9 protein-coding genes are annotated in these 12,638 nt (G+C 70.0%); 4 read left to right on the top strand and 5 right to left on the bottom strand.

Going from position 1 to position 12,638, the window contains the following annotated elements:
* Nucleotides 1-68: 68 nt before the first annotated feature.
* Complete coding sequence (locus QRN16_RS03590; RefSeq protein WP_222632761.1) at nucleotides 69-1,169, bottom strand: hypothetical protein; 1,101 nt, start codon at nucleotides 1,167-1,169, stop codon at nucleotides 69-71.
* Between the two features lie 109 nt (nucleotides 1,170-1,278).
* On the opposite strand from QRN16_RS03590, the gene malQ reads away from it, so the two are divergent.
* Entirely contained in the window at nucleotides 1,279-3,378 is a 2,100-nt protein-coding gene (malQ, locus tag QRN16_RS03585; RefSeq protein ID WP_285184643.1) for a 4-alpha-glucanotransferase, read from the top strand.
* Nucleotides 3,379-3,420: 42 nt separating this feature from the next.
* Here the strand turns inward: malQ and QRN16_RS03580 are convergent, their stop codons facing one another.
* Nucleotides 3,421-4,602, bottom strand: a complete 1,182-nt coding sequence (locus tag QRN16_RS03580) for an NAD(P)/FAD-dependent oxidoreductase (protein ID WP_285184642.1) — start codon at nucleotides 4,600-4,602, stop codon at nucleotides 3,421-3,423.
* A gap of 189 nt (nucleotides 4,603-4,791) precedes the next feature.
* Between QRN16_RS03580 and QRN16_RS03575 the strand changes: the two genes are divergently transcribed.
* From QRN16_RS03575 to QRN16_RS03565, 3 genes are all read left to right on the top strand, one after another.
* Nucleotides 4,792-5,799: a daunorubicin resistance protein DrrA family ABC transporter ATP-binding protein gene (locus QRN16_RS03575; protein WP_027504945.1), complete on the top strand. Its 1,008-nt coding sequence runs from the start codon at nucleotides 4,792-4,794 to the stop codon at nucleotides 5,797-5,799.
* On the top strand, nucleotides 5,796-6,599 hold the full coding sequence (locus QRN16_RS03570) for an ABC transporter permease (protein ID WP_027504944.1): 804 nt from the start codon (nucleotides 5,796-5,798) through the stop codon (nucleotides 6,597-6,599). The genes QRN16_RS03575 and QRN16_RS03570 overlap by 4 nt, the downstream gene beginning before the upstream one ends.
* 73 nt (nucleotides 6,600-6,672) lie before the next feature.
* On the top strand, nucleotides 6,673-8,130 hold the full coding sequence (locus tag QRN16_RS03565) for a DUF2079 domain-containing protein (RefSeq protein WP_222632764.1): 1,458 nt from the start codon (nucleotides 6,673-6,675) through the stop codon (nucleotides 8,128-8,130).
* A 4-nt stretch (nucleotides 8,131-8,134) separates the two neighbouring features.
* Here the strand turns inward: QRN16_RS03565 and QRN16_RS03560 are convergent, their stop codons facing one another.
* The 3 genes from QRN16_RS03560 to recD form a co-directional block, all read right to left on the bottom strand.
* Nucleotides 8,135-9,073: a hypothetical protein gene (locus tag QRN16_RS03560; RefSeq protein ID WP_285184641.1), complete on the bottom strand. Its 939-nt coding sequence runs from the start codon at nucleotides 9,071-9,073 to the stop codon at nucleotides 8,135-8,137.
* Nucleotides 9,074-9,119: 46 nt separating this feature from the next.
* Nucleotides 9,120-10,562, bottom strand: coding sequence for a DUF8176 domain-containing protein (locus QRN16_RS03555; RefSeq protein ID WP_285184640.1), 1,443 nt, complete (start codon nucleotides 10,560-10,562; stop codon nucleotides 9,120-9,122).
* Between the two features lie 203 nt (nucleotides 10,563-10,765).
* Nucleotides 10,766-12,634 (bottom strand): exodeoxyribonuclease V subunit alpha, encoded by a 1,869-nt coding sequence (recD, locus tag QRN16_RS03550; protein ID WP_285184690.1) that lies wholly within the window; start codon nucleotides 12,632-12,634, stop codon nucleotides 10,766-10,768.
* Between the last annotated feature and the right edge of the window lie 4 nt (nucleotides 12,635-12,638).

Genomic DNA, 12,638 nt, shown 5'->3' with positions numbered 1-12,638 from the left:
TCGACCGCGTACTACCGTGCTTTCACCGATCCGACTCGTTCCAAACAGGACGAAGGCACGGGCGCACGTCAGAGCGTGTCCCGCGAGATCTGATCGGACACCGAATGGGTGTTGTCGGCCGAGATCTCCCGCGTACCGGACCGGGAGATGAGATCGTCGATGCGCTGGTCGAGGCCCACGGTGCGCTGCACGGCGTCCAGGCTCCGGTGCTCGATCTCCGCCACCGCGATCTCGTCGACCACGCGTGACAACGCTGCGACCCGGTCGATCACCTGATCCCACACCGGGATGAGATCGGCTCGGCGCACGAGCACCTCGCGTCGACCCTCCTCGTCCACCGTGTCCCCCTGCGCCTCGAAGGCCGCGGTGAGTTCCGCGTCCAACTGGGCGAGTGCGACCACGTCCACCGCGATCTGCACCAGTTCGGTTCCCGGGTCGAGCTGCGCCCGGGCCACCGCGAACAGGTCCGAGCGCCAGATCCGCGAGGAGAGGATCCGGTCGTGGTACATCCCGGCGAGGAACAGCAGGGTGTCGTAGCGATCGGCGAACCGATCCGCGTCCGTGCCCGCCAGGGTGCGGACGACGTCGGCGCCCCGCGCGTGCAGCGTGTCGAGGCGCTCCGCCGCGGCGCCGCCGAGGATCCCTCGGGCTCGCGAGAGTGGACCCGGTCCGACACCGAGCGGAGTCGGCGTGTGCCGCAACGCCTCGAAGAGGGCGGTGCGCTGGTCGACGTCGAGGTGGATGCCCTCGCGCCGCTCCCGGCGGATCGCGCGGACCCCCGACGCGTAGTGACCGGAACTCATCACGAACCGCGTGCGGTACGACCCCAGTCGACGTTCGAGCAGCACGTGCCGTTGCAGCAGAGCCAGGCGCGTGGGCCCGGTGCGCAGTACGGCCGTGCGACCGTCGATCCAGTGCAGCTCCTCCGTGATCAGCCGCAGGGTGCCGAATCCGCCCAGTGCGGGGAACTTCCGGCCGGCGCGCAGGCGCGCGAGCGCGATGCCGCGCGTCTCCTCGTCGAGACGACCCAGCGCGACGAGCAGCGCGGCGCGGTCGGACAGCGGCTCGTGAGCGCGTCCGGACCGGTCCGACTCGATGCGCGTCGACTCGGCGATGGTCCGCACGGTGTCCGCTCGACGGGCACGCACGTCCGCGGGGTCACTCGTCACCGTTCTCCACCTCCCCCACCGATTCTGCAGGTGCCACCAGTGTTCCAGATCGAGTCGGGACACGGTTCTCACGTCCGCGGCCACCCCCGCGCGGCACTACCATCGAAGCGTGACGAACATCGAACGACTACGCCACCTCGCCGGGCTCCACGGCGTCGCCACGTCGTACGAGGGGTGGGACAAGGCCCGCCGCGACGTCGGTGAATCCACCCTCCGCTCGGTCCTGACGGCGCTCGACGTGCCCGTCGACAGCGACGACGACATCGAGACCGCGATCGTCGATCACGACGAGGCACCCTGGCGGCGCACCGTGCCGGCGGTCGTCGTGGTCACGTCCGGCAAGGACCACCACGTTCCCGTCCACGTGCCGCACGGGACGTCCGTGACGGTCACCGTCGAGCTCGAGGACGGCGGCACGCGCGAGGCGGCTCAGCAGGACGTCTGGGTCGATCCCCGCGCGATCGACGGCGCCCTCGTCGGCCGAGCCACGTTCGCCGTCCCGGTCGATCTCCCGCTCGGATGGCACATGCTGCGCGCGGAGGGGGACGACGGTCTCGAGGCGTCGTGCACGCTGGTCGTCACGCCGGCCCGTCTGTCCACCGCCGAGGCACTGTCCGATCGTCAACGATGGGGCGTGCTGGCGCAGCTCTACTCCATCCGGTCCGCACAGTCGTGGGGCATCGGCGATCTGGCCGATCTGGCCGACATGGCGGCGATCCTGGGCGGCGAGCACGGAGCGGACTACGTCCTGGTCAATCCGTTGCACGCCGCGGCGCCGCGGCCACCGATCGAGGCCTCGCCCTATCTGCCGACCACCCGTCGATTCTTCAATCCGCTCTACATCCGCGTCGAGAACATCCGCGAGACAGCGATGCTGCCGCGCGACAGGTATGCCCGCATCCGCGACACCGCGCGCCGACTGCACCGCGCCGACGGTCGCACGGACGATCTGGACAGGGACAAGTCTCTGCGCGCGAAACTCCGTGCGCTCGAAGCGATCTTCCTCGTTCCGCGGAGCGCGTCCCGCCAGGCCGCGTTCGACGAGTTCCGCGCCGCGGAGGGCGTGGGCCTGCACAACTTCGCCACGTGGTGCGCACTGACGGAGAAGCTGTCGCCGGACGACACGCGATGGCAGACGAAGGCCGCCGCCCCCGGCACGCCGTGGGTCCAGCGGCAGCAGGCGAAACTCGCGCATCGCATCGAGTTCCACAGCTGGCTCCAGTGGATCTGCGACGAGCAACTGGCCGAGGCCCAGGCCACCGCGCACCGGGCCGGAATGGCCATCGGTGTCGTGCACGATCTGGCTGTGGGAGTGCAGCTCTCGGGTGCCGACGCCTGGTCCCTGGGTTCCGCACTGGCCGAGGGCGTGACCGTCGGCGCTCCCCCGGACGACTTCAATCAGTTAGGGCAGCAGTGGAACCAGCCACCCTGGCGGCCCGACCGGCTGGCCGAACTCGGGTACGCACCGTATCGCGACATGCTGCGCACCGTGCTCAAGCACGCGGGCGGGCTGCGGGTCGACCACATCCTCGGACTGTTCCGGCTCTGGTGGATCCCCACCGATGCCGAGACTCCCGCGGGCGGCACCTATGTCACGTACGACCACGAGGCGCTCATCGGCATCCTCGCGCTCGAGGCGGAACTGGCCGGCGCCGTGGTCATCGGTGAGGACCTCGGCGTCTTCGAACCCGTCGTTCAGGACTACCTGGCCGAGCGGGGCGTGCTGGGCACGTCCATCCTGTGGTTCGAGCGGGACGACGACGGCCCCATCGCCCCGGAGAAGTACCGCGAGCTGTGCCTGACCTCGGTGACCACCCACGACCTGCCGCCCACCGCCGGGTACCTGGCGGGTGAGCACATCGATCTGCGATCGCGGCTCGGCCTCCTCGAGAGAGCCGTCGACGAGGAGCGTGCGCAGGACGAGAAACAGCGTGAGTCCGTACTGGACCTCGCGCGCGAGCGTGGCCTGCTCGCGGACGGTGCGTCCACCGGGGAGACGGTCGCGGCGCTGTACCGGCTGATCCAGCGCAGCCCGTCCCTGCTGATCGGAGTGGCACTGGTGGACATGGTCGGCGAGCACCGCATCCAGAACCAGCCGGGAACCGACGAGACCCAGTATCGGAACTGGCGCGTTCCCCTCGCCGACGCCGCGGGCCGCGCGGTCTCGGTGGAGGACCTGCGGCGCGCGGACCCGTTGGTGCAGTACTGAGACGCCCTCACCCCGCCGACGCGGCGGGGTGAGGGGTGGTCGTCAGATCGCGCCGAGCAGGGACTCGTCGTCGCGCTTCTCGCCGCTCTTCAGCATCTCGCGCGCGGTGTCGAGTCCTTCCCACACGTTCCACATCAGCACACCGCGCAGCACGGAATCGTCGTCGAGGTAGTACACGACGCCCTCCTTGCCCGGCGTCTTCCAGTCCTCGACCGTCCTGAGGTCGGTGCTCATCGTGCCCACCGCCTGGTAACCGTTGTCGAACACGTCGGAGTAGAAGTACGGCGTGTACGTGTACGGCTCGGTGGAGCCGGCCATGATCTTGCCGACCGTCTTTCCCATGCTGTTGGCGTTGTCCACGTGCTCGATGCGACGACGGCCCAGGATCGCGTCGGGGTAGTTGGCGACGTCGCCCGCGGCGTAGACGTGCTCGTCCGCCGTGCGCAGGAACTCGTCGACCACGATGCCGTTGTCGACGTCGAGCCCCGACTTCTCCGCGAGGTCGGTGTTCGGCGTCACGCCGAGCCCGAAGACCACCGCGTCGGCATCGATCGTGGAACCGTCGCTGAGGGTCAGCGACACCGCATTGCCCTGCTGCGCACCGGAGTCGACCTTCACACCCGTGCGGACCGTGACGCCGTGATCCTCGAAGTCCTGCTGGAACACCGACGCGAGGTCCGCGGGGAACATGTGGCCGCCCACCACGTCGTCACTGCTCACCAGGGTGACGGTGACTTTGTTCTGCGCGAGCGCCGCGGCGATCTCGGTGCCGATGTAACCACCGCCCACCACGACGATGTGGGTGCCCTCCGTCGCCAGCGCCCGCAGGCGCCGGTAGTCCGCGAAGGTGCGGAAGTAGACGACCCGCTCGGACGGACGCAGGTCCAGCGTCGTCGGGGTCGCCCCGGTCGCCAGCAACAGCGATCCGTAGTGGTGGGTGTCCCCCTTGTCGGTGGTCACCGTGCGGGCGTCGCGATCGATCGACGTGACCGTCGTCGACAGCACCAGCGTCGCACCCGTCTCCTCGGTGCCCAACGGCACCTCGTCGGTGGTGAACTCCGCGTCGGTCCACAGCTTCTTGCTCAGCGCGGGGCGGGTGTAGGGACCGTCGACGTCGGAGCCGACGACGAGGATGCTGCCGTTCTCGTCGTGCTCGCGGATCCCCTTGGCGGCGTTGTCGGCCACCATTCCTCCACCGACGATGACGTAGTCGTACTCGGACACGTTGTACCCCTCTTCATGAGCCGTGCGCGCCGACCGAGTCGGGCCGCGCGTCACCTGCACAGGGAGTAGCCGATGCGGACTCCGCGGAAACCCGACCGTGTCGTACCTGCGTGCTGTGATGAGTTCCGACGCTCGGCCGAGTCACATCCGACGGGCGCATCGTCGTGTCACGTCCGGAAGGGAAGTCTCATGGCCTCACGCAGTTCGGGTGCCACCGCCATCAGCGCGGTCGGCCTCGTCAAACGGTACGGGGGCGTCGACGCACTCGACGGTCTCGATCTCGAGGTGCCCGAGGGCACGGTCATGGCACTGCTCGGGCCCAACGGAGCCGGGAAGACCACCACCATCCGCGTGCTCACCACACTGCTGCGGGCCGACGCCGGCACCGCACGGGTGGCGGGCCTCGACGTCGTCGCCGACGCGGCGGAACTCCGCTCACGCATCGGCGTCTCGGGGCAGTACTCCGCGGTGGACGAGTATCTGACGGGCTTCGAGAACCTCGACATGGTCGGTCGGCTGTACCACCTCGGGAAGAAGCGCAGCCGTGATCGGGCACGTGAACTGCTCGAACGGTTCGACCTCGTCGAGGCGGCCGACCGGCCGGTCAAGGGCTACTCGGGTGGGATGCGCCGACGCCTGGACCTGGCGGGCGCCCTCGTCGCCGATCCACCGGTCCTCTTCCTCGACGAGCCCACCACCGGGCTCGATCCTCGTGCCCGCCTCGAGCTGTGGTCGGTGATCGAGGAACTGGTGCAGGGCGGGACGACCCTGCTCCTCACCACCCAGTACCTCGAGGAAGCGGATCAGCTGGCCGACGAGATCGCGGTGATCGATCGTGGTCGCGTCATCGAGCGCGGCACCGCCGACGAACTGAAGTCGCGAGTGGGCGGAGCCAGGCTGGAGTTCGCCTTCGACACGGACGGCGATCTGACGACGGCGCAGGGCGTCATGGAGCGTTTCGCACCGGGTCAGGTCACCTCCGATGCCGCGTCCCGGCGGCTCACGGTCGGTGCGGACGACGGGACCACCACGTTCGTCGACGCGCTGGTCCTGCTCCGCGAGAACGGCGTCACCCCTGCCGACGCCTCGCTGGGCAAGCCCAGCCTCGACGACGTCTTCCTCACTCTCACCGGCCAGACGTCGACCCGGCCCGACGCGGCCGATCAGCAGCCCAGCGGACAGGAGACGGCCCGATGAACTCACCCACCACGGCGCTGAGCGACGGCGCGACCATCGCCCGACGCAACCTCATCAAGATCAAGCGCGTCCCCGACCTCATCGTCTTCACGCTGCTGTCGCCGATCATGTTCGTCCTGGTCTTCGCGTACATCTTCGGGTCGGCCATCGAGATCCCCGGCATGTCCTACCGCGAGTTCCTCATCGCCGGCATCTTCGCGCAGACCGTCATCTTCGGGTCCACGTGGACCGGCCTCGGGCTCGCGGAGGACATGCAGAAGGGCATCATCGACCGCTTCCGCTCCCTGCCCATGGCTCCGTCCGCGGTGCTCGTCGGACGGACCAGCAGCGACATCGTCATCAACGTCATCAGCCTGGTCGTGATGTCCCTGACCGGTCTGCTGGTCGGCTGGCGCATCCGGTCGTCGTTCTGGGAGGCCGCGGCAGGATTCGGTCTGCTGCTGCTCTTCGCCTACGCACTGTCCTGGGTGATGGCGGTGATCGGGCTGTGGATCCGGACGCCCGAGGTGTTCAACAACGCCAGCTTCATCGTCATCTTCCCGCTGACGTTCATCGCCAACACGTTCGTGCAGAGTCAGGATCTGCCCGGGATCCTGCAACCCATCGCCGAGTGGAATCCTGTCTCCGCCATCACGCAGGCGAGCCGGGTGCTGTTCGGGAACACGAACCCGACGATGCCGCCTCCGGACGCGTGGCCACTCCAGCACCCGGTGCTCGCGACGGTGGGATGGTCGATCCTCATCCTGATCGTCTTCGTACCGTTCGCCATCCACCGCTACACCAAGGCGGTGAGCCGCTGACGTGCTGAGCCGGGGCGGCCGCACCTCGCGTTCACAGCCTGATCACACGAAGTTCGTGTAGAAATTATCTCCTGTGACGGCAACCAGACCTTCTGCGGAGACTGCAGCGGCCGCCCCGTCCGGCGGGGCGCGCCGACCGCAGGAGATGCTGCGTCGCGCCCGCCGCGCGGACATCGCGGTCCCGGCGATCGCCTTCCTCCTTCTCGCCCCGCTCTACAGCGCACTGTCCGTGGTCGGTCAGCACCAGCTGCGCACCTCCGGTTTCGACCTCGGCATCTTCGTGCAACAGATCGCCTCGTACGCACGCCTCGACGCGCCGACGTCGGATCTGCTGGGCACGGGCTACAACACGCTCGGTGATCACTTCTCTCCGATCACCGCACTGCTCGCGCCCTTCTACCGACTCGCCCCTGTCCCCGAGACCCTGCTGATCGCCCAGGGCGTCCTGTTCGCCGTGGGTGTCGTGCCCCTCTCCCGGTGGGCGTGCCGCAGCCTCGGCACCGTCGCGGGCATCGTGGTGGCCCTCGGCTACGGACTGTCGTGGGGCCTGCAGTCGGCACTGAACTTCGACTTCCACGAGATCGCCTTCGGCGTCCCGATGCTGGCCTTCGCCATGGCAGCGCTCGGCCAGGGGCACTGGCGTGCCGCGGTGGCGTGGACGCTCCCGCTCGTCTTCGTCAAGGAGGACATGGGGCTGACCGTCATCGTGATCGGCGCCCTGATCGCCTGGTGGACCACGGGTCGCACACGGATTCTGGGCCTGGCGACGGCCGCGTGGGGCGCGGCGTGGATCGTGCTGGCCATCACGGTGGTCATACCGCTGCTGAGCGCCGACGACGCCTACGGTCAGGGCTCGAAACTTCCGCCCCTCGGTGAGGGCATCGCCGACACCACACACGGTCTCGTCAGCGGGGACTCGCGCGCCGCGACCGTGCTGCTGCTGTTGGCCGTCACCGGCTTCGCAGCACTGCGGTCACCGTTGACGCTGGTGGCAGTACCCACCGTCGCATGGCGGTTCCTCAGCGACAACACCAATTTCTGGAAGCCGATCTTCCATTACAACGCGATCCTGATGCCGATCCTGTTCGCCGCGTTGATCGATGCACTCATCCGCGGTCGGCGTGACATGCACCTGTCACCGCGTGCCCAGAGAGTGGTGCTCGCCGCCGTCGCCGCCGTCGCTCTGGTCGCGCTGCCCTTCCAGCCGCTGGCTCGGCTCGCCGACGCCGACGGGTGGCGCGTCGACCCGCAGGTGACCACCGCGAGAGCCGTGTCGGCATCCATACCGCCAGGGGACCGCGTGTCGGCCTCCAACAACCTGGTCCCGCAGTTCGTGTCCGACCACCCCGTCTCGGTGTTCCCGCAGCGGGAGACCGATTCCACGACACCGGACTGGATCGTCGTGAACATCGGCCGGCCCGCCGGGTGGCCCAAGGACGAGTCGGGCGACAACACGGCGATCAGTGCAGCTCTCGCGGACGGTTACTCGGTCGTCTCCGACGTGAACGGCATTCTCGTACTTCGTCGGTGACGGGTCAGCGTCCGGGAACGGGATTCGTCCAGCCCGGGTCGGGTGCCGCGTGCCGACCTTCTCCGGACGGCTGCACCGACTGCGGCGCGGTGTCGCTCGCCGACGGCGGAGCCGGGTTGCTCACCGACGGCGGAGCCGGGTTGCTCATCGTCGCAGCTCTCGGCGACGGCTGACGGGGCTCGTCGTCGTCACCGGGAGGCGGCGACGGAGGATCGATCGGGTCGCGATCCGGATCGGGGCCGGTGTGCGGCCCATGACCACCGGACTGCACCTGGGGAGTGGCGGGGAGCGGCGCGGGGCCGGGACCCGGTGTCGGGTCGGGGCGCGACGGTGCGGGGTCCGGCTCGGGAACCGGTGCCGGCGCGGCAGGTGCCGTGACGGCCGGCGTCGGCGCGGGAGCCTCCTCGACCTCGACGACGTCGGCGACGTCGTCCACCACCGGAGCCGGGGCCGTCCCGGGGGGCGGCGGTGCCGTGTCGACCGGCGGCGCGACCGGCTCGGGTGCCGTGACCGCCGGGGCGGGCGGCGTGACGCCGGGGATCTCGAACGGAAGCGGCGGAAGCTGGAAGACGAACGGCGCCGGCGCCGGCGCGGTGCCGTTCTGCACGGCTGCGGCCTGGTCCTCTCGCCGCTCCCTCCGCTCGTCGGCTTCCTGCGCCGCGAGGTCGTCGGCTGCCTGCTTCGCTTCCTTCTCCTGGCGTTCGCGTTCCGCGTCCTCTGCCGCACGCTCCTTCTGCGACAACTCGTCGCGACGCCTGCTCTCGGCGACCTTCTCCGCCGCCGTGTTCGGTTCGTCGTTCACCGATGTCGGGGCAGCGGACGCCGCGGGAGCGACGAGGACGGACGCGCAGGTCACCAGCCCCCAGGCACCCACGGCCATCGCACTCGCGGCGAGACCGGATCCCACTGTGCGTCGGCGGCGTACGGGCGCGCGGTGCGTCATCGTGTGTCTCTCTCGAGTCGTGGCGGGAGGAGGGCCGGAAGACGGATCACGGAGCGGGACAGACGCCGGTGCAGTCGATCTTGCGGACGATGGCGAAGCCGTCGTCGTCCTCCCGCACCGTGAACTGCTGGTCGTACCGGAACTCCCGGCCGTCCGGAACCGTGAGTGTCAGGACGGCGTCGAAGACGAGCGGGTCGGAGGTGGACGCCACGTCGATGCGGTGCCGTATCGCCGGGTCCACCGCGTCGATGGATCGCTGCAGATCGGCCACCGTGGCGTCCACACCGGCCGTGTCGGACAGATCCCAGAGCGCTGCGGCCGCTGCGGCGTCGCGATCTCGGTAGTACAGATCGTCGTAGCGCACGATCACTGCGGGACCACTCGCGCGGGCCGCATCGATCGGCGGCGCCGCCGACGCGGTCTGATCGGCCGCGTCCGCACCGACACCCGCGGTGGCGACCGGCACCGGTGCGGAATCCGCGGGGGCGCGCTGCATCATGACGGCGGTGCCGAGTCCTCCCGCGACGAGAAGGGCACCGAGGGCGGCGAGGGCGGGAAGTCGCCCGCTGCGACGACTCGGCCGGGTGTCGGCAGAGCGCGCGCGCAGTGTCGCCGTCGTGCTGTCGAAGGAGGGTGTGTGGTCGTCGGCGTGCAGACCCGGGTGCGCGTCGGGAACGATCGGGCGTACCGGCCCGCGCGTCCGCATCACGACGGCGGCGACGTGCGACCAGGCGCGGCGAACGTCCGCATCGGAGTCCGACGTGGACGGCACGTCCAGCACGGTGCGGACGCCCGCATCCCCGAGCACGCGTCGCAGATCCGTGGAGCCGGACCGCGAACCGGCATGTACCGCATCGTGTTTGACGACGACGATGCGATCCGACCAGGAGTCGCGGCCGCTGCCGCGGAGCGAGTCCATCAGTGCCACGACGCTCAGTGCGGCGGCCTCGGAATGGGGAATCGGGACGACGATCGAGTCCGCGTCGTCGATCATCGCGACGAAGTACGGCTCGTCGCTGCGGGCGTGCACGACGACGGTCTGCCGGTGGTGCGTCAGGACGGTCAGAACGGCCTCGATGGCGTGCGGGTCCTGCAGCGACGCATCCGCTCCGAGAGCATCGTGCCCTTCGGGCCGGGTGTCGACGTAGTGGGACAGTGCTCGCGGATCGCACTCGGGTGCCACCAGGGCCTCGACGTCCTCGGCGATCTGCGCGGCGGCACCGTGCCCGGTGGCCTCACCGGCCAGATCCCAGGCGATCACGCCCCCCGGCCGACGCTCGCCGACCGCTGCGGACATCCCGGCCAACGCATCGGTGCCGAGATCCTCGCCGAGACCGATGTCGGCGATCACGATGCGGTGTCGGACGGGGAGAGCGCCGGACAGGACCCGCCGATCCTCGCTCTCGGTGGTCCCGGGGTGCGAGCCGAACAACCCGCGGCGGTGCGGTCGCGGTTCGTGTTCGACGCCCGGGGTGAGGAATGTGGACACTAGGCGAGCTCGTCGCGGCTCGGTGCCGAGGTGGACCGGACGACGGGCAGGTGGTGACGACTCCTCATACCCTGTCCCCCGTCCTGTTTTCACCGCCTGTAACGGTCCCCCCGACCGCAGTCGAGGAGAATATAGCGCACACGCACGACGTGCGGGCAGTGCTCGGACAACCGACTGCCACGAGACGCCGCGCGCGCGGTGGATCAGGAGTGACCGAAGGGCACCGGCGAGTCGCGACGTAGTCCGCTGGCCCGCAGCACCCGGCGACGGACACCGGCGCGCACCGACTCCTCGCTGCCGATGATGCGCACGGTGCGGCGGGCGCGCGTGATGGCCGTGTACAGCAGTTCCCTCGTCAACAGCGACGACGTCTCGTCCGGGATGACCACCGAGACGGTGTCGTACTGACTTCCCTGACTGCGGTGAATCGTCATGGCGTACACCGTCTGCACGGCCGACAGCCTGCTGGGATGAACGAGGAACGGAGTCGACCCGCGCGCGAACGCGGCGACCACGCCGCCGTGTCCGTCGTCGACGACCACGCCGGTGTCGCCGTTGTAGATACGGTTGTCGTGGTCGTTCGTCGTCACCAGGAGCGGTTGCCCGAGATACCACTGTGCGGAGTCGAGGAAGGTCGAGGTGTCGGCGCCCACGCGGTCCATCGCCCACCGTGCCCAGTGATCCACGCCGGAGGGGCCCTCACGGTGCGCGCACAACAGGCGGTGCCGCTCGAGAGCGGCGAGGGCCGCGGCCGCATCACCGGACGCGGCGGCCGCGGTCACGGCCCGGGCAGTGGAGACCACATCGCGTTCGAGCGACGACACGTCGGACCGCGCACCGAACTCGAGGGCGGGATCGCCCGAGTTCAGCAGGCGCACCACCTCGTCCTCGTCGCCGTCACGCACAGCGACGGCGAGATCGGCGATGACACCGCCGAACCGACGCCCGCGGCTCAGTCGCACGGTTCCCGCGGCGAGTCGGCGCACCTCGCCCGTCGAGAGACTCTTCTCCGACGAGTCCCCCGCCGCCGGGACGGACCCGAGGTCGGCGCCCACCAGGGCGGTGACCACCTCCGGCAACGCCGCCGTCACCGGCCGCGCGACCAGATCGGCCAACACCGCGCCCGCGTCCACCGAGGTCAGCTGGTCGGGATCGCCGACCAGTACGAGCCTGGTGTCGGCGCGGACCGCCTCCATGAGTCGGCTCATCAGCGTGGACGACACCATGGACGTCTCGTCGACGACGACCACGTCGTATGGGAGCCTGTTGTGTGCGTCGTGGCGGAACCGACTGCGGCTGCCGGGCTGCCAGCCCAGCAGCCGATGCACCGTCATCGCCGGGATGTCGTCTCGCAGTCCGAGTTCCGGTGCCTGCTCGGCCACCGACTCCTGCAGTCGCGCAGCCGCTTTCCCGGTCGGCGCGGCGAGCCCGATCCGTAGACCGGGGCCGTGCACGGCGGTGAGCAGAGCGAGAATGCGCGCGACCGTGTGCGTCTTGCCCGTTCCGGGGCCGCCCGCGATGACGGTGGTCCACCCGGTCACCGCGAGTGCCGCCGCGATGCGCTGCCTGTCGGGCACCTCGGTGCTCGGGAAGTAGGTGGCCAGTCCCTGCCGCACCGCCTCCACGTCGACGGCCGGCGCGTCGAGTGCGCGCGCCGCCAGCACGTCCCGGATCACTTTCTCCTGCAGGTAGTACCGCTGCAGGTAGAGCAACGGGCCGTCCGCGGTGTCCACCACGAGCACCGGTCGCAGCGGACCGCTCTCCCCGCCCAGGACGAGTGGGCTCGCCCGGAGGGCGGCCACGACCGCCGCGTCGTCCGGCCACGGCAGAGCGTCCGTGTCGACCCCGTCGTCGGCCGTGACGTCGCGCAGGCGGGTCAGGTCCAGGCACACCGAGCCGACGCGCACCGCGCGCACGGCGAGTGCCACGGCGAACAGCGCCAGTTCGTCCCGTTCCCCGCCGAGCGCGCCGAGTCGGAGGGCGACGTGCACGTCGGCCGCGGTGAGGACGCCGACGTCGTTGAACGCGCGCAGCACTCCCTTGCCGCGCTGCGCGACAGCGCCCGGGTACACCGCG

This window comes from Rhodococcus sp. MEB041 (assembly GCF_030208955.1).
Lineage (GTDB): Bacteria > Actinomycetota > Actinomycetes > Mycobacteriales > Mycobacteriaceae > Rhodococcoides.
The sequence above is the reverse complement of the archived record's forward strand: the minus strand, read 5'-3'. Positions and strand labels throughout refer to the sequence as shown.